The organism is Duganella callida (assembly GCF_004614165.1).
GTDB lineage: Bacteria > Pseudomonadota > Gammaproteobacteria > Burkholderiales > Burkholderiaceae_D > Rugamonas > Rugamonas callida.
Map to the genome: position 1 here is coordinate 17,801 of NZ_SPVG01000237.1, position 22,999 is coordinate 40,799.

General features: G+C 65.7%; 20 protein-coding genes. 9 read left to right on the forward strand and 11 right to left on the reverse strand.

What is annotated here, in order from left to right:
* Positions 1 to 82: 82 nt before the first annotated feature.
* The 4 genes from E4L98_RS23825 to E4L98_RS23840 form a co-directional block, all read right to left on the reverse strand.
* On the reverse strand, positions 83 to 1,276 hold the full coding sequence (locus E4L98_RS23825; protein WP_135204022.1) for a GGDEF domain-containing protein: 1,194 nt from the start codon (positions 1,274 to 1,276) through the stop codon (positions 83 to 85).
* Positions 1,277 to 1,563: 287 nt separating this feature from the next.
* Positions 1,564 to 2,916 carry a hybrid sensor histidine kinase/response regulator gene (locus E4L98_RS23830; protein ID WP_135204023.1) on the reverse strand — a complete coding sequence of 451 codons (1,353 nt, stop codon included), beginning with the start codon at positions 2,914 to 2,916 and terminating at the stop codon, positions 1,564 to 1,566.
* 34 nt (positions 2,917 to 2,950) lie between these two features.
* Positions 2,951 to 3,712, reverse strand: coding sequence for a 2OG-Fe dioxygenase family protein (locus E4L98_RS23835; RefSeq protein WP_135204024.1), 762 nt, complete (start codon positions 3,710 to 3,712; stop codon positions 2,951 to 2,953).
* Between the two features lie 5 nt (positions 3,713 to 3,717).
* Positions 3,718 to 4,176, reverse strand: a complete 459-nt coding sequence (locus tag E4L98_RS23840) for a MarR family winged helix-turn-helix transcriptional regulator (protein WP_135204025.1) — start codon at positions 4,174 to 4,176, stop codon at positions 3,718 to 3,720.
* 114 nt (positions 4,177 to 4,290) lie between these two features.
* Between E4L98_RS23840 and E4L98_RS23845 the strand changes: the two genes are divergently transcribed.
* Positions 4,291 to 5,373: an HD-GYP domain-containing protein gene (locus E4L98_RS23845; RefSeq protein ID WP_135204026.1), complete on the forward strand. Its 1,083-nt coding sequence runs from the start codon at positions 4,291 to 4,293 to the stop codon at positions 5,371 to 5,373.
* Between the two features lie 4 nt (positions 5,374 to 5,377).
* Positions 5,378 to 7,312, forward strand: coding sequence for a CHASE domain-containing protein (locus tag E4L98_RS23850; protein ID WP_135204027.1), 1,935 nt, complete (start codon positions 5,378 to 5,380; stop codon positions 7,310 to 7,312).
* Here E4L98_RS23850 and E4L98_RS23855 read toward each other — a convergent pair.
* Both E4L98_RS23855 and E4L98_RS23860 read right to left on the reverse strand, forming a co-directional pair.
* The gene (locus tag E4L98_RS23855; protein WP_135204028.1) at positions 7,300 to 8,118 is read right to left on the reverse strand and encodes a sugar phosphate isomerase/epimerase family protein; all 819 of its coding nucleotides are present in this window, start codon (positions 8,116 to 8,118) and stop codon (positions 7,300 to 7,302) included. The genes E4L98_RS23850 and E4L98_RS23855 overlap by 13 nt on opposite strands.
* Positions 8,118 to 8,957 carry a phytanoyl-CoA dioxygenase family protein gene (locus tag E4L98_RS23860; protein WP_135204029.1) on the reverse strand — a complete coding sequence of 280 codons (840 nt, stop codon included), beginning with the start codon at positions 8,955 to 8,957 and terminating at the stop codon, positions 8,118 to 8,120. Before E4L98_RS23860 ends, E4L98_RS23855 begins: the two co-directional genes overlap by 1 nt.
* 108 nt (positions 8,958 to 9,065) lie before the next feature.
* Between E4L98_RS23860 and E4L98_RS23865 the strand changes: the two genes are divergently transcribed.
* On the forward strand, positions 9,066 to 9,995 hold the full coding sequence (locus tag E4L98_RS23865; protein WP_229257541.1) for a LysR family transcriptional regulator: 930 nt from the start codon (positions 9,066 to 9,068) through the stop codon (positions 9,993 to 9,995).
* On the opposite strand, the gene E4L98_RS23870 is transcribed toward E4L98_RS23865, so the two are convergent.
* Positions 9,992 to 11,038 carry a M29 family metallopeptidase gene (locus tag E4L98_RS23870; protein ID WP_135204030.1) on the reverse strand — a complete coding sequence of 349 codons (1,047 nt, stop codon included), beginning with the start codon at positions 11,036 to 11,038 and terminating at the stop codon, positions 9,992 to 9,994. The genes E4L98_RS23865 and E4L98_RS23870 overlap by 4 nt on opposite strands.
* Positions 11,039 to 11,191: 153 nt before the next feature.
* Here E4L98_RS23870 and E4L98_RS23875 point away from each other — a divergent pair, with 153 nt between their 5' ends.
* Together E4L98_RS23875 and E4L98_RS23880 are read left to right on the forward strand one after the other, a co-directional pair.
* On the forward strand, positions 11,192 to 11,647 hold the full coding sequence (locus E4L98_RS23875) for a hypothetical protein (protein WP_167761432.1): 456 nt from the start codon (positions 11,192 to 11,194) through the stop codon (positions 11,645 to 11,647).
* A 188-nt stretch (positions 11,648 to 11,835) separates the two neighbouring features.
* Positions 11,836 to 12,195: an apolipophorin gene (locus E4L98_RS23880; protein ID WP_229257542.1), complete on the forward strand. Its 360-nt coding sequence runs from the start codon at positions 11,836 to 11,838 to the stop codon at positions 12,193 to 12,195.
* A 5-nt stretch (positions 12,196 to 12,200) separates the two neighbouring features.
* Here E4L98_RS23880 and E4L98_RS23885 read toward each other — a convergent pair whose 3' ends face one another.
* The 4 genes from E4L98_RS23885 to E4L98_RS23900 all read right to left on the reverse strand — a co-directional run bounded on the left by E4L98_RS23885 (position 12,201) and on the right by E4L98_RS23900 (position 18,712).
* On the reverse strand, positions 12,201 to 14,303 hold the full coding sequence (locus E4L98_RS23885) for a GGDEF domain-containing protein (protein WP_135204032.1): 2,103 nt from the start codon (positions 14,301 to 14,303) through the stop codon (positions 12,201 to 12,203).
* Positions 14,304 to 14,442: 139 nt separating this feature from the next.
* Positions 14,443 to 16,233 carry an ABC transporter ATP-binding protein gene (locus E4L98_RS23890; RefSeq protein WP_135204033.1) on the reverse strand — a complete coding sequence of 597 codons (1,791 nt, stop codon included), beginning with the start codon at positions 16,231 to 16,233 and terminating at the stop codon, positions 14,443 to 14,445.
* Entirely contained in the window at positions 16,223 to 17,977 is a 1,755-nt protein-coding gene (locus E4L98_RS23895; protein ID WP_135204034.1) for an ABC transporter transmembrane domain-containing protein, read from the reverse strand. The genes E4L98_RS23890 and E4L98_RS23895 overlap by 11 nt, the downstream gene beginning before the upstream one ends.
* A gap of 81 nt (positions 17,978 to 18,058) precedes the next feature.
* On the reverse strand, positions 18,059 to 18,712 hold the full coding sequence (locus E4L98_RS23900) for a phasin family protein (RefSeq protein WP_167761429.1): 654 nt from the start codon (positions 18,710 to 18,712) through the stop codon (positions 18,059 to 18,061).
* Between the two features lie 194 nt (positions 18,713 to 18,906).
* Between E4L98_RS23900 and E4L98_RS23905 the strand changes: the two genes are divergently transcribed.
* The 4 genes from E4L98_RS23905 to E4L98_RS23920 all read left to right on the forward strand — a co-directional run bounded on the left by E4L98_RS23905 (position 18,907) and on the right by E4L98_RS23920 (position 22,977).
* On the forward strand, positions 18,907 to 20,208 hold the full coding sequence (locus tag E4L98_RS23905; protein ID WP_135204084.1) for an amidohydrolase family protein: 1,302 nt from the start codon (positions 18,907 to 18,909) through the stop codon (positions 20,206 to 20,208).
* Between the two features lie 34 nt (positions 20,209 to 20,242).
* A complete protein-coding gene (locus E4L98_RS23910; protein WP_135204036.1) occupies positions 20,243 to 20,764 on the forward strand; it encodes a GNAT family N-acetyltransferase in 522 nt (173 codons plus the stop codon).
* Positions 20,761 to 21,279 carry a GNAT family N-acetyltransferase gene (locus E4L98_RS23915; RefSeq protein WP_135204037.1) on the forward strand — a complete coding sequence of 173 codons (519 nt, stop codon included), beginning with the start codon at positions 20,761 to 20,763 and terminating at the stop codon, positions 21,277 to 21,279. Before E4L98_RS23910 ends, E4L98_RS23915 begins: the two co-directional genes overlap by 4 nt.
* A gap of 78 nt (positions 21,280 to 21,357) precedes the next feature.
* Positions 21,358 to 22,977: a methyl-accepting chemotaxis protein gene (locus E4L98_RS23920; RefSeq protein ID WP_135204038.1), complete on the forward strand. Its 1,620-nt coding sequence runs from the start codon at positions 21,358 to 21,360 to the stop codon at positions 22,975 to 22,977.
* Positions 22,978 to 22,999: the final 22 nt, after the last annotated feature.

The window sequence follows — 22,999 nt, forward strand, 5'->3', positions numbered from 1 at the left end:
ATGATCTCACCAATGTGGAGACGAACGCCGCCCCGCCTTATTGCAGCATTTGAAAATTTTTTTTGAAAGGATGAAAAACTGCTTACGCGCTGCGTGCCAGGATGGCCGGTTGCAGGTCTTCGCCGTGGACGCACAGGCGGTTGCGGCCCGAGCGCTTGGCGTGGTACAGCGCCTGATCGGCGCGGCGCAGGGCGTCGTCCCAGTGGCGGTCGTCGGCTGCGCAGGCGGCCACGCCCAGGCTGGCAGTGAGCGAGATGCGGGCGCCATCGACCAGCAGCGGCGAGGTTTCGATCAGCGCGCGCAGGCGCTCGGCGATCTCGCGCGGATCGAGACGTGCATCGCCGCCCAGCAGCACCGCGAATTCCTCGCCGCCGATGCGGAAGCGCGCGTCGTAGCCGCGCAACGCCTGCGCCGCCACCGTGGTGACGTGACGGATGGCCGCATCGCCGACGGCATGGCCATGCTGGTCGTTGATGGATTTGAAATGGTCGATATCGAAAATGAGGAAGTGCAGCGTCTCGCCGCTGCCGAGGTGGCGCCGGTGGCGCTGGAACGCGCCGTCGGCCATGTCCAGCAGCGCGCGGCGGTTCAGCCACCCGGTCAGGCTGTCGGTCAGTGAAGCGCTGCGCAGCGCCAGTTCCTGCTGGCGGATCACGATCAGCGCGCAGCACATGGTCGCCAGCGACAGAAAGGCCAGCACCGCCAACGAGCCGGCCGTCTGCAGGATCTGGTTGCCGAACAAGGTCAGCGTCACCGGCCGGCCCAGCGCCAGCAACAGCGCGCGCAGCGACAGCTGGAGCATGAACACCGCCTCCACGATCATCAGCGGCAGGTAGGCGGGGCGGTCGTACTGGCGCGCCAGCAGCCACACGGTGCCGAGATTGATGCCGGCGACGAAAGGCGTCAGCATGATCAGGCGCTGGCTGACCGACACGTGGGCGAAGCCGGTGGCGTGCAGGGCCAGCACCGCCAGCATCAGCAGCAATAGCCAGTCGAAGCGCGGACGCAGGCCGAGGTGGCGGCGCACGCCGGCGTAAATCATGTAGTGACCGGCGATGTAGCAGACGTTGGCAACGCCGGGGACGATCACGAACGGCAGTTGCGCCCCATGCTGAGCGAGCAGGGCGATGCCGTTGGAGGCGAGGAAGAACAGCCCGGCCCGGGACCAGTCGAGCAGGCAGGCGGCGCGCGGGCTGGCGCGGTACAGCAGATACATGGCGGCGGCCATGATGATGCTCGCCAGCGCGGACACGATGACCAGGGTGTAGGAATCCATCAGTTCTGCTTGCGCGCGGGGTTGGGGCGCGGTCGGGTTGATGTAGCCCTACAGTATAAGTGTTTGCGTGTTGGAAAGGCTCACCAATTCTCACGGCGAAAAAAAAACCCGCTGTCGAGAGCGGGTTGAATTCCAATGTTCAGCGAACGGATTGGAGGAGACAGGTACAACTATACGCTCGTTTATGTTGCGATGCAATACCGTAGAATTACGATGTTTATCCTTCTAAAGTGATAAAAATTCAGTTTCTTTGTGCTGCACCGCACATTGCGTTAATCAATCATCTATTACTTCTGGCGCGGCAGGGCCAGGGTGAAGGTGCTGCCGTGGCCGAAGTCGCTCTTGAAGAATAGCGAGCCGCCGATCAGGTTGGCCAGGTTCTGGCACAGGTACAGGCCCAGGCCGGCGCCTTCCGCGTGCCGGGTCGAGGTCGAGTCGAGCTGGGAAAATGCCTGGAACAGCTTGGCCTGGTCTTCCTCGCGGATGCCGGCGCCGCTGTCGGCCACCGAAAATTCGATCATGTTCTGGCCTTCGCCCTGGCGCTCGCTCAGCGTCACGCGCACGGTGCCCGTCTCGGTGAACTTGATGGCGTTGTTGCCCAGGTTGAGCAGGATCTGCGTCAGCGCGCGGCGGTCGGTTTCCAGCACGATCGGCTCGCCGCTGAGTTCCATTTCCAGCGCCAGGTTTTTCTGCACCGCCAGCGGGCGCAGCGTGTCCACCACGTCCTTGACGATGTCCTGGCACTGCACGCTCTCCAGCTCCAGCGTTACCTTGCCGGCTTCGATCTTGGCCACGTCGAGGATGTCGTTGATCAGCGACAGCAGGTGGCGCGCGCTGGTGCGGATGGTGTTGAGCTGCTTGTCCTGTTCCGGCGTCAGCGGCCCGGGCAGCTTCATCAGCAGCGCGCCGGTGAAGCCGATGATGGCGTTCAGCGGCGTGCGCAGTTCGTGCGACATGTTGGCGATGAAGGCCGATTTCATGCGGCTCGCTTCCGCCAGTTCCAGGTTCTTCAGCGCGATTTCGCGGTTGATGGTTTCCAGTTCGCCGGCGTGGTGCGCCAGGCGCATGTTCAATTCGATCACCTGGCGTTCGCGCGCCTGCAGTTCGCTGTTGACCTGCACCGCCTGCTCGTAGGTGGAGATCAGCAGGTCGAGGATCTGCTGGCGGTCGGCGTTGATGAAGTGCTTCTGCTCGCCCAGATAGAGAGCGATGCCGATCTCCATGTTCTGGTTCTTGCGCAGCTTCTGGTTCATCAAAATGTGGCCGATGCGGTTGAGCAGATAATCTTCCGCATACGGTTTGCGGATGAAGTTATCGGCGCCGCTCTCGATGCCGCGGATGATGTCCTTCGGGTCCATCAGCGAAGTGACCAGAATTACCGGGATGTCGCGCAGTTCCGGGTCGGCCTTGATGGCGCGGCACAGGGTGTAGCCGTCCATTTCCGGCATCACGATATCGGACAGCACCAGGTGCGGCTTGCGTTCGCGGATCGCTTCCAGCGCCAGGCGGCCGTTGGACGCCACGCGCGCGTTGTAGCGCATGGACTGGATCAGACGGCGCAGACGTTCGGCCTGGGTCGGGCTGTCTTCTACGATGAGGATTTCGACTTCATCAGGCTGAATTTCGTAGCTGGTGTCCACAGACCCCCTCCTGGTGCTTGGTTGGCTTTAGAGACTATATCGGATTAGCGGGGGGAGGGGAAGTTTCCTCGCCCTGGAAGGCTCCGGTGCGCCAGGTCAGCACCAGCGTGTCGCGGTGGCCGCCGGCCGCCGACAGCGGCTGGATCGGGGTCGATTCATGGATGATAGTTTCATCGTTGAGCAGCAGCAGGGTCCACGGTTCGGTCATGGTGAACCGTTTGCCATTGGGGCCATCGGCCTCGAACACGCGGGTTTCGCCGCCCTTGATGTGGTCGCGCGCGATCAGCAGCACGGCGACGAAGTTCACGCCATCACGGTGCGCGCCCTCCGGCGTCGGCCGACCGATGCCGTCGGTGGTGTCGATGCGGAACTGGTGCGCCTCCACGTACCACGGATGGGTGTTGCCGCTGGCCTGGCTGCACAGTCGGCCGATGGCGGTGACCAGCGCCGGCCAGGCCGGCTGCGCCACGGTCTGCGCCAGCATCGGTTCGAACAGGCGGTGCATGCCGCCATGCAGGGCGTTGTAGGCCAGCGGCTGCCAGTGCGCGCGGTGCGCGGTCTGGGTCAGGCGCGCCGCGTCCTGGACAAAGCACGAGTGGCGGCGGCGCCGGTAACGGCCGCCGTCCTTCAGGTAATTGTCGAGTTCCAGCGTGTCCCAGCTGGGCACCATGGCGTTCAGCGCGTCCAGCGACACGCCGGCCAGCGCGGCGACGTCGGCCGGTTGCAGCAGCGCGTAGCCTTGCGCGCGCAGCGCGTCGGCCGCGGCGGACAGCGGCGTATAGAGAGGGGCGGTCATCGCGTTCAACCCGCGGACGCCATCAGGCTGCTGCGCAGTTGGTCGAGCTGCTGCTTCATGCCGACCACCTGGTCCAGCGTGCATTGCGTCGCTTGCAGGATCGAAGGCGGCAGCTTGGCCGCTTCGTGGCGCAGCGCGTCGCCGTGCGCGGTCAGCTTGATGATGACCTGGCGCTCGTCGCTGGCGGCGCGGGTGCGGGTCAGCAGGTCGGCCGCTTCCATGCGCTTCAGCAGCGGCGTCAGCGTGGCCGAGTCCAGGAACAGGCGCTCGCCCACTTCCGAGACGGTGATTTCATCTTTTTCCCACAGCACCATCATCACCAGGTACTGGGAATAGGTCAGGCCGAGGCCGCGCAGCAGCTTGCGATACAGCTTGCTCATGGCCAGCGAGGTCGAATACAGCGCAAAGCACAGCTGCGCATCGAGCTGCGGTACGGCGGATGGGGGTGTCGTTTGGGTGTCCATGTTCCCAGTATAGGTAGCGTGCTATATAATTGCAAGCTAGCGTGGCAAAATAAGTTTTTGGCGGCTGAAGCGCTCGGTTATGATGTTGGTAAGAACATTGGAGGGTAGCGGCGAATGAATGTCAAAAAGGCCATCGTGCTCGTGGTCGACGAGGCTCCGAACAACCTGATTCTGATGAACGGCGTGCTGCAGGATCAGTATGAGGTCAAGCTGGCCAACAGCGGCCGCGCGGCGCTCGACATCATGCAGCAGGTGCCGCGGCCGCATCTGGTGGTGCTCGACGTGGATTTGCCCGACATCGACGGCTATGAGGTGTGCCGCCAGCTCAAGTCCAGTCCCGATACGGCCGATGTGCCGGTGATCTTCCTGCAGCGCGAACGCGACGAGCCGCGCGCCTTCGAGCATTGCGCGGCGGAGGTGGTGTCCAAGCCGGTGTCGCCGGACGTGCTGCGCGCGCGCGTCGACACCCACTGGCAGCTGCGCCATTCGAAGGAACTGCTCAAGCAGCAGCGCAATCTGCTCGAGCACGTGGTGGAGGAAGTCACCACGGAGCTGAGCCAGATGCTGGACGCGATGATCTGGGCCATGGCCTCGCTGGCCGAGATGCGCGAATACGAAACCGCCAACCACCTGCGCCGCGTGCAGCACTACGTGCAGGCGCTGGCGCGCCAGCTGCAGGGCCACAAGCGCTTTGCCGAGGAGCTCAGCGACGCCAACATCAAGGCGCTGTTCAAGGCGGCGCCGCTGCACGACATCGGCAAGGTGCAGATCCCGGACGCGATCCTGCTCAAGCCGGACCGTCTGACCGACGAGGAATTCGCCGTCATGAAGCGGCACACGGAATACGGCCGCGACGCCATCGTCAGCGTCGAGCACCATCTGGGCTTCAGCAATACCTTCTTGCGCTACGCGCGCGAAATCACCTATTCGCACCAGGAGAAGTACGACGGTTCCGGCTATCCGCAGGGATTGAAGGGCGAGCAGATCCCGATGTCGGCGCGGCTGATGGCGGTGGCCGACGTGTACGACGCGCTGATTTCGAAGCGCGTCTACAAGCCCGCCTTCACCCACGAGACGGCGATGGAGATGATACGCCAGGGCAGCGGCGAGCATTTCGATCCGGACGTGGTCGACGCGATGCTGACGGTGGAGGAGGAATTCATGGCCATCGCCGGACGTTACAGCGATCCGGGCTAGCGGCATGCGCGGGCGCGGCTACCTGGCTTTCTTCGTCGGGATATGCCTGACCGCCTGGACCTGTTATTTTGTGATGGAAGACCAGCAGCAGCGGCAGGTGCGCTCCGGCTTCCGGCGCGATGTGGAAAAGGTGGCGCGCGACACCCAGGTGCGCCTGCAGATTTATTTCGACACGCTGTACGCCATGCGCGGGCTGTACGTGGTGAATGAACGCGTCGAGCGCCAGCACTTCCATCGCTTCGTCGAGGAACTGAACATCGACCGCCGTTATCCAGGTTTCCAGGCGCTGCAGTTCGTACGCGCGGTGCCGGAAGCGCAGCTGCAGCGGTTCGTCGACCAGGTCAGGCACGACACCAGCATCGACCCTGCCGGCTATCCGACCTTCCGCGTGCATCCGGCCACGCGCCGCCCACAGCATTACATCATCGAATACACCGAGCCCTTGAAGGGGAACGAGAACGCCTTCGGCCTGGATCTGGCGGCGCTGCCGCCGCATCTGAAGGCGCTGGAGCTTGGCCGCGACAGCGACGCCATCGTCGCCACCGAACGCATCACGCTGGTGCAGGACGCCAGCGGCGAGCCGGGCTTCGTGGCGCGCGCCGCGATCTACCGCAACGGCGTGCCGCGCACCACCACGGCGGAGCGGCGCGCGGCGCTGGTGGGATTCGTGGCCATCGTGTTTCGCATGAATTCGCTGATGCGCGAGGTGCTGGACCCGGCGCTGCTCGAGCACCTGCATGTACGTATCGAGGACGGCGGTTTTCAGGACGGCAAAGCGCCGGGGCCGGGCGCCGACACGCTGTTGTACGACAGCGACCTGCGGGTGTGGACGCATCAGCGCCATGCCGGAACGGTGCCCGGACTGACAGCGCGCGTCGTGCTGCCCGTGGGCCAGCGCAACTGGATCGTCAGCTTCGAAGGCCGGCCCGGCGCGCGCTATGGGCGTTCGCAGTTGCCGGTGGTGCTGATCGCTATCGTGGGCGTCATCATCAGCGCGCTGATCGCGGCGCTGCTGGTGGTGAACCGGCGCGAGTCCCTCGCGCGGCAGGGCCTGCAAGTCAGTCTGAAAGAACTGGAACTGCAGAAGGCGAACGTGGAGGCGGCCCGGCACGATCTGGCGCGCGTGGCGGCGAAGCTGAAGCAGGCGCAGACCAATCTGCAGACATCAGAGAAGATGGCGTCCCTGGGCGCGCTGGTGGCCGGTGTGGCGCATGAGCTGAATACGCCGATCGGCAACAGCCTGCTGACGGCCACCTCGCTGTCCGATCGCGTGCGCGACTTCGAGCAGCAATTGAAGGACAGCGCGGGCATCAAGCGCTCCATGCTGGACAACCACCTTGCCGATGCGCGCCGCGCCTGCGACATCATGACCAACTCATTGCTGCGCGCGGCCGATCTGATCACCTCCTTCAAACAGGTGGCGGTGGACCAGGCCAGCGGCCAGCGGCGGCGCTTCCGCCTCGACGAAGTGCTGCGCGATACGCTGGCCACCTACGCGGCGCAGCTGCGGCGCGCCGCCTGCACGGTGACGGTGGAGGTGCCGGACGATCTGGAATTCGATTCCTATCCGGGCAGCCTGAGCCAGGTGTTCAGCAACCTGATCGCCAACGCGCTGCTGCACGGTTTCGACGGGCGTGAGTGTGGTGCCATCGTCATCAGTGCGCGCCGCGAGGGCGCCGACCTGGTGCAGGTGCAAATCCGGGATAACGGCGTTGGCATGGGCGAGGTGGTGCTGCACAAGATATTCGATCCCTTCTTCACCACCAAGATGGGGCAGGGTGGGTCCGGCCTGGGGATGAATATCGTTTATAACATTGTGAGCGGCGTGTTGAAGGGCACCATCCAGGTGGAGTCGGTGCCCACGGCCGGCACCAGCGTGACGCTGGTGCTGCCGTTGAAGCCGGAGCAGACGCCGGTGGCGGACACTCAGGCGGCGTAGCGGGCGCGCAGCAGCCGCAGCATGGCGACGTTGAGTTCCCAGGCGTTGGAGACTTCCTGCTGGCTGTAGGGCAGGGTCTGGGTGTAGGGCACCGGGCCGAATTCCGGCGTCAGCGTGATGCCTTCCGCGCCGGCGGCGCGGCGCAGACGGATGACTTCATCCCACCACGACAGGTGCGCCGCCAGCGCTGCCTGCGATTCCGGCGCGCGGAAGTCCGCCACCTGCGGGCCTTGCGGATGGCCGACGCGCGCGTGAATGTGGCGCACGTGCGGCAGCGTCGCGGCCAGCGTTTGCGGCTGGTCTTCCAGCAGCGACTCGCAGGCGCAGCACCAGTGCGACAGGTCGGCGGTCAGCTGCAATTGCGGCATCTGCCGCAGGTAGGGCAGCAGCAGCATCGGGTGGCCGCTAAAGCGGCTGCGGTGGATCTCATGATAGATCGGGATGCCATGCTGGCGCGCGATGTCGTCCGCCAGCTGCAGCAGTTCCAGGTTCTGCTCGGGCGTGAAGTAATCCTTGCCGGTGTGGCAGTTCACGTGCAGCGGCCGCGCGGCGCAGCAGTTGTGCAGCAGCTCGGCCAGCGCCGCCTTGTGCGGCTCGAAGGTCGGATGGAATACGGTTTCCCACTGCGCCGCGATCAGGCCCAGGCCGGCGTCGGCGATGCGGCGGGTCCAGTCGTCGCGCTGTGCGGCGTCCAGCGGCAGCGACATTTCGATGCCGTCGAAGCCCGCTTCCTTCACGCGGTCGATGAAGACCTGGGCTTCCAGCTCGTTGTTGCCCCAGTGGGCGGCGAAAATCCGGATCTGCATTACAGGAAGCCTCGCACCGGCAGCTTGTCGTCGCGTTGTATCCAGTTCCGCGGCGAGTAGCGGGTGGCGGCGCTGGTCACGTGCAGGGTGTAGGCGTGGCGCGACACCGGCGAGCGGTTCGGCGCGCTGTAGTGCGGCAGCAGACCGTGGAAGCATACCAGGCTGCCGGCCTTGCATTCCAGCGGCACGGCGGTGCTGTTGTCCGGCCATGGCAGGTCGCTGAGTTTTTCCATGCGCACGTCGTCGCCGTTGCGCAGGAAGCGTTCGCGCATCGGGCCGCGGTGGCCGCCCGGTTCCGCCCACATGCAGCCGTTGTCCAGCGTGGCGTCTTCGAGCGCGAACCAGAAGGTGGTGACGCTGACCGGATCGGTGTCGAAATAGGTGGCGTCCTGGTGCCAGCGCACCTCGCCGCCGATGCCTGGCTGCTTGAAGATGTACATCGATTGCCATACCTGCGGATCGACCAGGCCGATGTCGCGCGCCAGCTGTTCCAGGCGGGCGTCGGCGGTGAAGGCGCGGAACACAGGGTCGAGGTCGTGCATGGCGTGACCGATCTTGTTGATCGACAGCGCCTTGGCCTGTTTCAGCTGGCCGTCCGGGCCGAAGGCTTCCTCTTCGAAGAAACAGCGCACGGTGTTGTCGGAGCGCAGGAAGTAATCGTCGGTGGTTTTTTCCTGTTCGACGGTGCTGAAGATTCCGGATTGCTCGGAAGGGTCGAAATCGTTGACAATCTGAGCGGCGCGGGCGCGCAGCACGGCGATTTCCTCGGCACTTTTAAACCCGGGGATGACGATGAAACCATCGCGGTGATATTGCTCTTTTTGTGCTTCTGTCAGCATGTCCGGCTCCATCGGGAATTTTGAATGCTGCCATTGTACGGAGCGCGCCGGCACGTCACAATCGGCAAAGGGTTGACACATTGTCGCCAAAATGAAGACAATTGCGGCATGGACCAATTACGGGCGATGGAGATATTTGTCGAGGTGGCAAGGTTGCGCAGCTTCAGCGAGGCTGGACGCCGCCTGGGTCTGACGCGCGCCATGGTCAGCAAGCACATCCTGCAGCTGGAGGACAAACTCGGCGCGCGGCTGCTGCACCGCTCCACGCGCGAGGTCAGTCTGACCGACGTCGGCCAGGCCTACCTGGCGCCGTGCATGGCGACGGTGGCGCAGGCGCAGGAGGCGGCGCGGGTGGTGGCGCACAGCGGCGCCGACCTGGCCGGACCGCTGCGCATCCAGGCGCCGTCCAGCTTCGGCAGCGAATGGCTGGCCGGTGCGCTGGCGCGCTTCGCGCTGCTGCATCCGGCGCTGGAACCGATGCTGTACGTGGACGACGCGCTGCTCGACCCGATCGAACATGGCTTCGACCTGACCATCCGCGTGGGCGGCATCCCGGACGTGCATGCGCTGGCCATGCGGCCGCTGGCGCCGTGCCGCGGCGTGTTGTGCGCCTCGCCTTCATACCTGGCGCGGCATGGGGTGCCGTCGACGCCGCAGGATCTGCAGCAGCACAAGTGCCTGCACTTCAGCCATCTCACCGACGGCACGCAATGGCATTTCACGCGCGGCGACGAGCAGCAGTCGGTGCGGGTGGCGGCCGCGTTCACGGCCAATAACGGGCTGGTGCTGCAGCAGGCGGCGCAGCGCGGACTGGGCATCGTCTACAACACCACCTTCCTGGCCTGGCGCAGCCTGCTGGAAGGGGCGCTGGTGCCGGTGCTGAGCGACTGGGAACTGCCGCTCAACCATCTGAGCGCGCTGTATCCGGCCAGCCGGCAGCCATCGCCCAAGGTGCGCGCGCTGATCGATTTCCTGGTGGCCGAATACCATCCGGTGCCGCCTTGGGACCGCGAGCTTGGCGCGGCCGGCCTGCTTTAGCGCTGCCAGGCGCCGTCGCGGTAGACCCGTTCATCGTCGAGATAGACCGCGTCGGTGACGGCGAAGACGTCGATGTGGTAGCGCGCATCCTTGCGCTTCAGTTGCGGCTTGGTGTAGACGCCGTGCTTGGCGCCCAGCGACAGGTGGATGCCGCACATGCGTTCATAGGTGCCGATGTCGTCCACCATGCGTTCGCGCGAAAAGGCGCGGTTCATGCCGAAACCGAGTTCGCGCAGCCACACTTCGCCTTCATGCTCGCGGATGATGGCCAGCATGTTGTCGAATTCCGGCGTGCTGTTTTCGGCGCCGACTACGCGGCCCTGTTCGACCACGATGGTGATCGGCGCGGCCGGTTTGTTGACTAAAAATTGCGTGTCGCCGAACACGAAGATGCGCGCGCGGCCGTTGACCGCTTGCAGATCCTGCGCCTCGGTGAACACCTCGCCCAGCGGGAACTGGCCGCCGACGTTGGTCATGCCGCTGTAGTCGCCGATATTCAGCTTGGCCGCTTCGAACGGCGAGCCGAACACCAGACGCGCGCCGTCGCCGCTGTCCACCACGCCGTGGCGCGCACGGTCGATGCGCGCCTTCAGCGCGTGGCCCACGTCGCGGTAGTAAGACGGATCGTAGGCCAGCGCGTCGATGTAGGCCAGGCCCTGTTCGCCCGGCATGCGCGACAGGTGCACGTGCTCGATCACTTTCAGCCCGCGCTTGAACAGCTCGATGCGGATGCGGTAGGCCTCGAGGCGGAAACTGGTCGATTGCAGCAGCACCACCAGGTCGCCGGCTTGCATGCGTTCAAAAATGGCCAGAATGGCATCGGCGCTGACGCTGTCGAAATCGACAAACTGTGCTTCCGGCGCCACACGGCGGTAGGCCGCGGTCAGCACGCGGCTGAGGTCGGTGCGGCTGTCGTACACGATCAGCGCCGCGTGCGGTGGCTGGTGGCCGATGGCGATCGACAGCGTGTCGCGCAGGTGGCGCTCGGCGCTGTCGACGGCGTGGGCGGGCAGGGCGCCGAATTGGCTGGAGGAGGACGTCATGGTGCGGCGGGTTTCAGGGATCAGCCCGCCATTATAAGGGAGTTGCGGCCCGCGCCACGCTGGTGCAGTTTCTTCTTGTAAAGGCGAAAAGGGGGAGCTAGAATTAAAAAATAGCCTAGCAGCAACTCCATGGCGATAACAACAGGAAGCATGATGACTGTATTGATGGGACAGGATTTGCCGCTGGAGCGCCCGGATGCCACCGGCCGCGCGGCGTTGTTCGTGCCGACGGCGGCGATCAAGGGCGACGTGCTGGAAGCGGTGCGCATGGGGGCGGCGATCGTCGGCTATGGCAATCATGACCGCACCCTGACCATCTACTTCGAAAGCAACCGCTTCAACGAGCCCAACTTGGTGAAGTGGGAACAGAAGGCGCGCAAGGCCTTCGACCGGCTGGTGGAGAACTTGCCGACGGTGTCCAAGATGGTCACCAAGGCGGAGAATTTCGAGCAGGTCGGCTACATCAGCAGCAAGGGCATCCTGATCCGCCGCATGGAAAAGCTGCGCAACTGGCTGGAAAAATCCGACGCGCTGGACGGCGCGCCGGCGTCCGAAAACATCGCCTTCACCCCGCCGCCGCCGCCGAAGAAAATCGTCGAAAGCCTCTAATCCGAGCTAATAATCCGGGGTCAGGTCTTCCATTGCGTCACGAACCCAGCCGTAGCGGTCGCTACGGCTGGGTTCGTGACGCAATGGAAGACCTGACCCCGGAGTTCGCCCCCGGAGTTCTGTCGTGCGCTGCGGCGGCACGTGGCGATGTATCATCTTGGCAAGATATCATTCTTGAGGAGATGATCATGAAGATGCGTTTGGTGGCCGTCGCCGTGACGGCTGTGGCGCTGCTGGGCGGCTGCCAGAAGAAGGATGATCCGAGCGACGCCGGCCCGGCCGAACGCGCCGGACGCAAGATCGATCAGGCCACCGAACAGGCTGGCCAGAAGCTGGACCAGGCCGGCGCCAAACTCGATAGCGCGGCCAAAGACGCCAACCAGCAGCTCAGCGATGCCGCCAAGGAAACCAGCCAGCAGCTGGACAAGGCCGCCGACAAGGCCAGCCAGACCCTGAACGACGCCACCCGCGAAGCCGGCCGCAAGCTGGAACGCGCCGGCGAGAAGATGCAGACTACCGCCGACGAGCGCGAAGCTAAAAAGAACTAGGCCGTTCAGTGCTTCTGCAGCGCGTGCCGGATCGAGACGACGTTGTCGCGCTCGGTCGGCGTGGTCGGCGTGTCGGGACCGTCGCCCAGCACCACGCTAAGGTCGACGAAGCCGGCGCGCCACGCGCGCTCCAGGTCCTGTTCGATCGCTTCCATCGAGGTCAGGTGGAAATTCTCGAAGCCGCGCACGCCGTAGGCGCGGTTGCGGCCGTGGGCCTTGGCCAGGTACAGCGCCATGTCGACCAGGTTCACCGCGCGCTCCCACGGCAGCGGCGCGCCGCCCGGCATCAGCGGGAACGGCGAGAAGCCGACCGAGACGTGGACCGAAATCTCATGTTCGCCGTAACGCAGCGCCTGCGACGAGATGCTGTGCAGGATGCGCCGCGCGATGTCGTCCACGCCGCTGCGCGGTATCGCCGGCAGGAAGGCCAGAAATTCCTCGCCGCCCCAGCGCACGATCATGTCGGTCTCGCGCAGCGCGATGCGCAGGTTCTCGGCGATCATCTTCAGCACCGCGTCGCCGGCCGCGTGGCCATAGTTGTCGTTGATGTGCTTGAAGTGGTCGACGTCCAGCAGGAACAGGGCGCCGACGATGTCGTCCGCGCCGTCCCTGGCTTGCAGATTCAGGCCGCGCATGAAGTCCTGGAAGTGGCGGCGGTTGTACAGGGAGGTCAGCGGGTCCAGCGTGGACTGCGCCTTCAGCTCCATGTTCTTGACTTCCAGCTGGGCGTTGGCGTGTCGCACCTTGCGGTATAACAGGCCAACCACCGCCGCCGCCAGCGCGAACACCAGGGCCAGCAGCCACCAGACGCGCTGCTGCAGGCGGCGGTTGTCGATCTCGGCGCCCTTGACCTTGTTCTCGTGGCTGAGCTGCTCGATCTGACGCTGCTTCTTTTCGGTCTCGTATTTTTCCTGGAACTCCAGCATGGCCTTTTGGCGGCGCTTTTCGAACATCTCGTCGGCAATCGCGCGTTCGCGGTGGTAGGCGGCCACCGCGCCGGCCAGGTCGCCCACGCGTTCCAGCGCGATGCCATATTCGCGCAGCGTCGATTGCAGGTCGGGCTTGTTGTTTTCCTGTTCGTAGCGCACCAGTCCCAGCTCGAACTGCTTCTTGCCCTCGGCCAGCCGCCCCATGCCGAGATAGGCCTGGCCGAGATTGACGCGCGCCGTCGCTTCGGTCGATTGGTCGCGGGTGTTGTCGGTGGAGCGCAGCGCCTCCTGCGCATACTGCGCCGCGCGGCCGTAGTTGTGTTCCTTCAGATAGCTGTCCGACAGGTTCACCAGCGTGATGCCCACCATGCGTTCGGCGCCCATGTTGCGCTCGAGCTCCAGGCTTTTCAGCAGCGCCTGCAAGGCGCGCCTGGGCTGGCCGGAGTCGATGGCCAGGCCGTACTCGGTGTTCTTTGCCATCGCCATGCGGCCCGGCGAATCGAGTTTCTCGGTTTCGGCCAGCAGCTCGTTGAGCGTCTCGGAAGCGTTGTCGTATTCCTTCACCTGCGTGTACAGCTTGGCCAGCGCATTCAGCGCCGCCACCAGGCTGATCGCATCGCCTTCCGGCGCACGCGCCATGTCCACCGCGTGCTGCAACTTGAGCAGCGCCGACGGGAAGTTGCCCTGTTCCGCGTACGACTGGCCGGCAGTGATGGTGGCCTGCACCTTGAGCGGATTGTCGCGCGTGGTGAGCACCAGCTTTTCGGCGGCAAACGCCAGCGTGTGGGCGGCCTCGAAGTCGGACTGGGCGAACAGCACATAGGTCTTGGCCAGCATGCCCTTGGCGACGATGGCGTCGTCGCGCAGCGATTTGCCGAAGGCGATCACCTGTTCGGCGGCGGCCAGCGCGGCATCGTTCTGGCCCAGGCGCATGCGCGTGGCGCTCATCTGGGTCAGGAATTCGGCGCGGGTGTAGGAAGGGGCGGCGGCCAGCTCGGGCTGCAGCTTTTGCAGCTGCGCCAGCGCCTTGTCGGGCACGAAGCGGCTTTGCTCGCGGATGTCGAAGATGCGCTCATCCAGCGTCGGCTGGGCCAGCGCCCACAGCGGCGCCAGCGCGGCGGCTGCTACCAGGGTGCGCCGCTTCGTCTGCCACCATCCGCCATTTCTCGATCCTGCCAACTTGACGCCCCCGCATGCCACGCAATGTCTAGACAATTATATGCCGTTGCAACGTAGAAAGTCCCGGACGATGCGATTATTCTCCAAAATCGCACAGTTTTTGTTGGCGGAAAAACAGCAACATAAATAAAGTGCTTACTCAGGCCGCCAGCTGTTGCAAAAGATACAGGCGTTGGTACAGGCCGCCGTCGATCTGCATCAGTTGCTCGTGCGGGCCGGTTTCGGCGATGCGCCCGTGGTTCAGCACGATGATGCGGTCGGCGTCGCGGATGGTCGACAGCCGGTGCGCGATGGCGATCACCGTCACCTTGCCGCGCAATTCGTCCAGCGCCACCTGCACGATCTGCTCGGTCTGCGAATCGATGTGCGAGGTGGCCTCGTCCAGCAGCAGAATGCGCGGCGTGCCGGCCAGCGCGCGGGCGATGGCGATCAGCTGCTTCTGGCCGACCGACAGGCGCGAGCCGCCTTCGCCCAGCGCGGTGTCGTAGCCCTGGTCCAGCGCCAGGATGAAATCGTGGGCGTGGGCGGCGCGCGCGGCCGCCTCGATCTGTTCCTGCGGCAGATTGCGGCCCATGTCGATGTTCTCGCGCGCGGAGGCGGCCAGCAGGAACGGGTCTTGCGGCACCAGTCCGACTTCGTTGCGGAAGCGGTCGTTGTCGATGGCGTCCAGCGGCATGCCGTGCATCATGATGCTGCCATGCCGCGCCGGGTAGAAGCGCAGCAGCAGCGACAGCAAAGTCGATTTGCCGCTGCCGGTGTGGCCGACGATGCCGGTGAACGAGCCTTGCGGGATGTCGAGCGACAGGTCGTGCAGCACCGGCTGGCCGGGGTTGTAGGCGAAGTCCAGGTGGCGGATCGAGACGGCGGGGACGCTGGCGTCGTTGGCGGCGCTGCGGTCGGCGGCCAGGCCGGCCTCGGTGTTGAGCGCCGTCGCGGCCTCGTCCAGCAGGGCGCCGACGCGCGCGGCCGCCACCACCGATTGCTGCAATTGGCTGAACTGCATGGTGATCTGGATCAGCGGCTCGATCACGCGCGCCAGGTAGCTGATGAAGGCGTACAGCACGCCGACTTCGGTGGCGGTCATCTCGCGGTGGCCGAACATGAAGATCACCGCCGCCAGCAGGATGATGTTGAACATGTCCAGCGCGGGACGCAGCAGCCAGGCGTTGGCGCGCAGCTCGGACAGGCGCGCGCTGTAGTGCTCGCGGTTGGTGGCGGCAAAGCGGGCGCCGAAGCGCGCCTCGGCATTGTTGGCCTGCAGGACGCTCATGCCGCCGATCGATTCGGCCATCTGGCCATTGATCTCGCTGCGCAGCGCGCGCGCGCGGGTCACGGCCGGCGCGCTCCAGCGCTGGTACAGCCAGACGATCAGCAGCACCGCCGGCAGCAGCGCCAGCACGATCAGCATCAGGCGCCAGTCCAGCCAGGCCATGGCGCAGACGGTGCCGACCAGCACGATGGTCGAATCGAGCATCACGAACAGCACCTGGATGTACAGGTTTTTCACCGCCTCGGTGTCGTTGGTCACGCGCGAGACCAGCTGGCCGGTGATGGCGCGGTCGAAGAAGGCCATCGGCAGCGACAGCACGTGGTTGTAGACCATCTCGCGCAGCCGCATCACCGAGCGCATGGCCAGGCCGGACAGGCGCACCAGCTGCAGGTAACGCAGGCCGCTGGCGATCCAGCCGGTCAGCACCACGCCGGCCAGCAGGCCGGCCATGCGCGGCCAGTCGAGATGGTGCGGCAGCAGGTGCTCGTCGATCAGCGCCTTGCCCATGATGGGGCCGAGCACTTCCAGCAGCGCGGCGGCGGCCAGCCACAGGATGGCCCAGGCCAGGTGATGCCGGTCCGGGTGCGCGGCGCGGCGCAGCAGCGCCAGGGCTTGCGCCATCTGCCGGCGGGTCGAGGTGGTGTCGGGCTTAGAGAGCATCGAGACTGGCTTCCAATTGTTGATAGCGCCACTGGCTGGCGTACCAGCCGTCCTGGGCGAGCAGCTGTTCGTGGCTGCCGGTTTCGCTGATGCGGCCATCGCGCAGCACGATGATCAGATCGGCGCTGACCACGGAGCTCAGGCGATGGCTGGCGATGACCGCGCTGCGGCCCCTGCGCTGCTGGCGCAGTTGTTCCAGATGCCGCAGGATGTGGGTTTCGGTGCCGGTGTCGACGGCGGACAGCGCATCGTCGAGCAGCAGCAGATCGTTATCGGCCAGCAGCGCGCGGGCGATGGCCACGCGCTGGCGCTGGCCGCCGGACAGCGTGATGCCTTTTTCGCCGACCTGGGTGTCGTAACCGTCGGGGAACAGCAGGATATCGTCATGGATCGCGGCCAGGTTGGCGGCGTGCTCGATCTGCGCGCGGCTGGCGTCGGGACGGGCCAGCGCGATGTTGTCGGCGATCGAGGCCGAGAACAGGAACGACTCCTGCGGCACCCAGCTGATGGCGGCGCGCAGTGCCCGCAGCTGGTAGGCGTCGAGCGCGTGGCCGGACCACTCCACGCTGCCGTGCTGCGGCGTCAGCTGGCGCAGCAACAGGCGCAGCAGCGTCGACTTGCCGCTGCCGGTGGGGCCGACCAGGCCCAGGGTCTGGCCCGGCTTGAGTTCCAGCGCAATATCGGACAGGGCCGGCGTGGTCTGCTCGGCGTAGGCGAAACTGAGGTCGCGCAGGACAATCGGGCCGGGCGCCACCGCGCTCAGCGTGCCCGCGTCGGCGATGGCCAGCGGCGCATCCAGCATCGGCTGCAAACGCTGCCAGGCGGCGCGGCCGCGTTCGATCAGCGACAGCACCCAGCCGGCGGCGAACATCGGCCAGATCAGCTGGCCCAGATACATGGTGAAACTGGTCAGCGCGCCGATGGTCAGCTGGTTCTGCCAGACCAGATAGCCGCCCAGGCCCAGGGTCAGGCCGCTGGCGGCGGTCAGCGTCAGGCCGACCGCCGGCTCATAGGCGGCTTCCCACACCTGGGCGCGCAGGCTGGCGTCGGAGGCCTTGCCGGCCAGCTCGGCAAACTGCCGCGCGCTGCGCTGCTCGAGGCCGAGCGCGCGCAGCGTGCGCACGCCGGACAAGGTTTCCTGCACATGGCCGTTCAGCGCGCTGAAGCGCTTGAGCGAATCGGTGGAGGCCGTATGAATATGGCCCGAGATATACCAGAAAGCCCAGCCCATCAGCGGGAACGGCAGCAGCGCGATGCAGGCCAGGCGCCAGTCGACGCCGAGCAGCATCACGCCCAGCACCACCACCAAGGTGAGGGCGCCGTCGAAGCCGGCCAGCATCGCCTCGCCGGCGGCCATCTCGATGGCGTCGATATCGTTGGTGGCCAGCGCCATCAGATCGCCGGTGCGCTGGCGCTGGTAAAAGCCGGGCGACTGCAGCGTCAAGCGGGTGTACAGGCGGATGCGCAGCGACACGCCGAGCTGATACGCCGCGCCATACAGAATCTGCCGCCAGCCGACGCGCAGGAAATAAATGCCGGCGCCGATCGCCAGCAGCTGACCGATCTGCATCAGCAGCGCGTTGCCGGCCAGTGTATGGTTGGCCAGCCCGTCGATCATGGCGCCGACCTTGCGCGGCACCAGGATACTGAGCGTCGCCACGCCGGCCAGCATGGCGCCGGACACGAAATAAGCACGGCTGTGTTCGCGGACAAAAGCGCCGATCAGCCGGGAAAGTTTAGACATGCATGTTGCCTCGGAAAGCGTGTAGCCCGCTAGGATACAACATGCCAACCAAGATCGGGGTCAGCGCTCTGACCCCGACTTTTATTTCCTGGCCTTGGGGGCCGAGGCGGACTTGGTTTTGGTCGGCTTGGCCTCGCTCGGCGACAGCGCGATCGGTTTCACCGCCGGTTCCGGGAAGACGTGCGGTACGTCGGCCTTGACTTCGATCGGTTCGACGTCTTCGATGTCGAGCTGCGCGGCGACCGGTTTCGGGGTGGTGATTTCCGCCGGAGGGACCGGTTCGTTGACCGCGTGGACGGCGGCGAGGACGGCGGCGGTCACGGCCGGCGAGGTCGGGGCCGCGGCTGGCGCTGTCACCGGCGGCAGGACGGCGGGCTTGGCGGCGGCAACGGTGGCGGCGCCGGCCTTGCGGATGCCGCTCTGGGCCGTTTGCAGCAGCTGGCTCTGCGCGGCCGTGGCGATGTTGACCAGCTCGCGGCTGTAGGCGAACAGTTTGTCCAGCGCGATCGGCTCGGCCGCGCTCAGGCTGAAGAATTCTTTCGGGTCTTTGGCGGCCAGCAGTTTCTTGGCTGCGGCCGACGATTTTTCCACCGAGGCGCGGGTGGTGTTGAGGTTGAGCGCGATGACTTTTTCAGCGCTGTCGACCGCCGCTTTGGACAGGTTGGCGAAGATCTGGAACTGGGCTTCTAATTGCGATTTCGTGGCAGCGGAAAACGTTTCGGTGATCGAAGACATAATTTCTCCTGGATTATGATGCAACGCAATAAAGTTCATTCTAGCCACGAATGCGCGGCTTGGAAAGTTATTTTTTATACCATGCGCGCGCAGCCACAACAATTGATTAGTGCGACGCAACAATTGCTGTATTTTGGTGAATCTGCCTACAATGGCCTTACTCAAAATCAAGAGGAGTGCCGATGGATGCGCAGTTGGATGTAGTCATACGCAACGCCACGCTGGCCGACGGCCGCCGCGGCATCGATGTCGCCATCGCCGACGGCCGCATCGCCGCCGTCGGTGCGCGCCTGCCGCTGCGGGCGGCGCGCGACATCGACGCCGAGGGCGATCTGCTGACGGCACCGTTTGTCGATGCGCATTTCCACATGGACGCCACGCTCAGCTACGGCCTGCCGCGCGTCAACGCCTCCGGCACGCTGCTCGAGGGCATCGCGCTGTGGGGCGAGTTGAAGCCGCAACTGAGCCAGCAGGCGCTGGTCGAGCGCGCGCTGCAATACTGCGACTGGGCCGCCGCGCGCGGGCTGCTGGCGATCCGTTCCCACGTCGACGTCTGCGACGACCGGCTGCTGGCGGTGGAGGCGCTGCTGGAGGTGAAGCGGCTGGTGGCGCCGTATCTGGATCTGCAACTGGTGGCGTTTCCGCAGGACGGCGTGCTGCGCAGCCCGAACGCGCTGATCAATCTGAAGCGGGCGATCGCCATGGGCGTCGATGTGGTGGGCGGGATTCCGCACTTCGAACGCACCATGGCCGACGGCGCCGAGTCGGTGCGCATCCTGTGCGAATTCGCCGCCGACCAGGGCTTGCGGGTGGACATGCATTGCGACGAGTCGGACGATCCGCTGTCGCGCCATATCGAGACGCTGGCGTTCCAGTGCCACCGGCTGGGCCTGCACGGCCGCGTGACCGGCTCGCACCTGACCTCCATGCATTCGATGGACAATTATTACGTCAGCAAGCTGCTGCCGCTGATGCGCGAATCGGGCGTGGCGGCCATCGCCAACCCGCTGATCAACATCACGCTGCAGGGCCGCCACGACAGCTATCCGAAACGGCGCGGCATGACGCGCGTGCCGGAAATGCTGGCGATGGGCATCCCGGTCGCGTTCGGCCACGACTGCGTGATGGACCCGTGGTACGGCCTGGGTTCGGGCGATATGCTGGAGGTGGCGCACATGGGCCTGCACGTGGCGCAGATGACGGGACAGGACGCCATGCGCGACTGTTTCCGCGCCGTCACCGAGACGCCGGCCGCCATCCTCGGCCTGGAAGGTTATGGCGTCGCGCCCGGCTGCCACGCCGACCTGGTGCTGCTGGACGCGGCCGATCCGGTGGAGGCGATCCGCCTGCGCGCCGCGCGCCGCATGGTGATGCGCCGGGGTAAGGTGATCGCCGAGTCGCCGCGCGCGCGGGCCAGCCTGAACCTGCCGGGCCGGCCGGCCAGCGTCGATTTCCGCCTCGGCCGTCAGGCTGGACTTGATAGCGGAAATGCATGACAATCGGACATTGTTCAATCTGCGTGGAGCAGCCTTGAAAGAAATCGCCATCCGCCCCGCCACGGAAGCCGACTTCGGCGCCATGTGGGAAATCTTCCAGGAGTTGATCGCCAGCGGCGACACCTATTATTTTGCCGAAGACACCAGCCGCGAAGACTGCCACGCCTACTGGTTCGGCCCCGGCATCGACAGCTACGTGGCCATCCTCAACCACGAGCGCCTGGTCGGCATGTACCGCTTGATGCCGAACCAGCGCGACCGCGGCGCCCACGTCGCCAACGCCGCGTTCATGGTCAGCCCGGCGGCGCAGGGCGTCGGTGTCGGCACCCTGCTCGGCAACGATTGCCTGGACCGCGCCCGCACCCAGGGCTACCTGGCGATGCAGTTCAATTACGTGGTCAGTTCCAACAAGCCGGCCGTGCTGCTGTGGAAAAAGCTGGGCTTTTCCATCGTCGGCACGCTGCCGCGCGCATACTGCCACCGCTACCTCGGCTATGTGGACGTCTATGTGATGTTCCAATTGCTGACCGATCCCTCCCATTGGCCGGACGCATGAAGATACTCGACACCGAACGCCTGACCCTGCGCACCATCAGCGCCGACGACGCGGCGTTTTATTACGAACTGGTCAACGACCCCACCTGGCTCGAGCATATCGGCGACAAGGGCATCCGCAGCATCGAGGGTGCGCGCACCGCGATACTCGAAGGTCCGTGCGCGATGCAGCAAAAGCTCGGCCATTCGCTGTACGTGATGGAGCGCAAGAGCGATGGCGCACCGCTGGGCTTGTGCGGCCTGATCAAGCGCGACACGCTGCCGGCGGTCGATATCGGTTACGCCATCCGGCCGGCGTATTTCGGCCAGGGCTACACCTACGAGGCGGCCGCCGCCGTGGTGGCGTATGCGCGCGATACCCTGGGCCTGCCCCGGCTGATGGGCATCACCAATCCGGCCAACCTGAATTCCATCAATCTGCTGGCCAAGCTCGGTTTGCGCTTCGTCGAGCACAAGATCATGCCGCCCGACGGCCGGCCGACCAATATCTACAGCATGGAGCTGTTGCAGCGGTGAGATTCCCTTAGGTTTTCCATTTGCTGCTCCGTGGGTTTAAGGGCATGATGGACAAGAGCCCTTGCCACGGAGGAAACGATGAATCTTGCCAATCTCAAGATAGGCGTGCGCCTGGGGTTGCTGGGCGCCTTCTTCTTTGCCGCCCTGGCCATCGTTGCCGTCGCCGGCTGGCGGGCGCTGGACGACAGCAACCAGCGCAGCGCCGACGCCATGGCGCGCGCGGTGGCGCTGAGCCAGGCCATCGATACCGCGCGCGGCGCGCAGGTCGAGTTCAAGATCCAGGTGCAGGAGTGGAAGAACATCCTGATCCGCGGCAACGATCGCGCGCAGTTCGACCGTTACCGCCAGGCCTTCGTGCAGGGTGGCGCCAGCACGCGCGATGCGTTGCGGCAATTAGAGCGCCAGCTCGGCCAGCTGGGCTTGCGCACGCCGCTGGTCGGCGAGGCCATCGCCACGCAGGACGGGCTGGTGGCGCGCTATCTCGAGGCGTTGCAGCAGTACGATACGGCCAGGCCTGAGAGCGCACAGGTGGTCGATGCGCTGGTCAAGGGCATGGACCGCGAACCGACCCGCAAAATCGACGACATCGTCGCGTACATCGGCGCCGAGGCCAGGCGCCTGACCGTGGCCATGGCCGAGGAAAACGCCAGCGCCCACCGCCGCACCCTGTGGACCATGGGCCTGACGCTGCTGGTGACGCTGGCGGTCGGCTGGGTCACGGTGACCGCGCTGATACGCGGCATCACCCGGCCGCTGGACGCGGCGCTCGGCGTGGCGCGGACGGTGGCGTCCGGGGACTTGCGCAGCGAGGTCCGGGTCGACCGCGGCGACGAGATCGGTCAGCTGCTGGGCGCGCTCAAGGCGATGCAGCACAATCTGAGCAACATCGTCGGCCGCGTGCGGGCCGGCACCGAGACCATCCACCTGGCCGCCACCGAGATCGCCTCCGGCAACCTGGACCTGTCCGGCCGCACCGAGGAGCAGGCCAGTTCGCTCGAGGAAACCGCGGCCGCCATGGTGCAGCTGACCAGCACCGTCAAGCAGAACAATGAGAATGCCGGCGCGGCCAGCCGGCTGGCCGAAGCGGCGTCCAGCGTGGCGGCGCGCGGCGGCGACGCGGTGGCGCAGATGGTGCGCACCATGGGCGAGATCAACGACAGCTCGCACCGCATCGTCGACATCATCGGCGTGATCGACGGCATCGCCTTCCAGACCAATATCCTGGCGCTGAACGCGGCGGTGGAGGCGGCGCGTGCCGGCGAGCAGGGCCGCGGGTTCGCGGTGGTGGCGTCCGAGGTGCGTACATTGGCCCAGCGCAGCGCGGCGGCCGCCAGGGAAATCAAGGAGCTGATCGGCACCTCGGTCGGCCGGGCGGAGGAAGGCAGCCGGCTGGTCGGCCAGGCCGGCGCGACCATGAACGAAGTGGTGGCCAGCGTGCAGCGCGTGACGGCCATCATCGGCGACATCTCGGTGGCCAGCGGCGAGCAGCGCGACGGCATCGAGCAGATCAGCACCGCCATCAGCCAGATGGACAGCGTCACCCAGCAGAACGCCGCGCTGGTGGAGCAGGCCGCGGCGGCGGCCGAGTCGCTGGAGCAGCAGGCCGCCAGCCTGCGCGAGGCGGTCAGCATCTTCAAGCTGGACGAGCAGCCGGCCCTGGCGCCGGCCGCCGCCGGCCGCGCCCTGCGCCTGGCCTGAGCAAGCAGGACGCCGAAACCAC

Coding starts and splice junctions, on each gene's coding strand:
- E4L98_RS23825 (WP_135204022.1), bottom strand. CDS start 1,276: ATGGATTCCTACACCCTGGTCATCGTGTCCGCGCTGGCGAGCATCATC.
- E4L98_RS23835 (WP_135204024.1), bottom strand. CDS start 3,712: ATGACCGCCCCTCTCTATACGCCGCTGTCCGCCGCGGCCGACGCGCTG.
- E4L98_RS23840 (WP_135204025.1), bottom strand. CDS start 4,176: ATGGACACCCAAACGACACCCCCATCCGCCGTACCGCAGCTCGATGCG.
- E4L98_RS23845 (WP_135204026.1), top strand. CDS start 4,291: ATGAATGTCAAAAAGGCCATCGTGCTCGTGGTCGACGAGGCTCCGAAC.
- E4L98_RS23850 (WP_135204027.1), top strand. CDS start 5,378: ATGCGCGGGCGCGGCTACCTGGCTTTCTTCGTCGGGATATGCCTGACC.
- E4L98_RS23855 (WP_135204028.1), bottom strand. CDS start 8,118: ATGCAGATCCGGATTTTCGCCGCCCACTGGGGCAACAACGAGCTGGAA.
- E4L98_RS23860 (WP_135204029.1), bottom strand. CDS start 8,957: ATGCTGACAGAAGCACAAAAAGAGCAATATCACCGCGATGGTTTCATC.
- E4L98_RS23865 (WP_229257541.1), top strand. CDS start 9,066: ATGGACCAATTACGGGCGATGGAGATATTTGTCGAGGTGGCAAGGTTG.
- E4L98_RS23870 (WP_135204030.1), bottom strand. CDS start 11,038: ATGACGTCCTCCTCCAGCCAATTCGGCGCCCTGCCCGCCCACGCCGTC.
- E4L98_RS23875 (WP_167761432.1), top strand. CDS start 11,192: ATGACTGTATTGATGGGACAGGATTTGCCGCTGGAGCGCCCGGATGCC.
- E4L98_RS23880 (WP_229257542.1), top strand. CDS start 11,836: ATGAAGATGCGTTTGGTGGCCGTCGCCGTGACGGCTGTGGCGCTGCTG.
- E4L98_RS23890 (WP_135204033.1), bottom strand. CDS start 16,233: ATGCTCTCTAAGCCCGACACCACCTCGACCCGCCGGCAGATGGCGCAA.
- E4L98_RS23895 (WP_135204034.1), bottom strand. CDS start 17,977: ATGTCTAAACTTTCCCGGCTGATCGGCGCTTTTGTCCGCGAACACAGC.
- E4L98_RS23900 (WP_167761429.1), bottom strand. CDS start 18,712: ATGTCTTCGATCACCGAAACGTTTTCCGCTGCCACGAAATCGCAATTA.
- E4L98_RS23915 (WP_135204037.1), top strand. CDS start 20,761: ATGAAGATACTCGACACCGAACGCCTGACCCTGCGCACCATCAGCGCC.
- E4L98_RS23920 (WP_135204038.1), top strand. CDS start 21,358: ATGAATCTTGCCAATCTCAAGATAGGCGTGCGCCTGGGGTTGCTGGGC.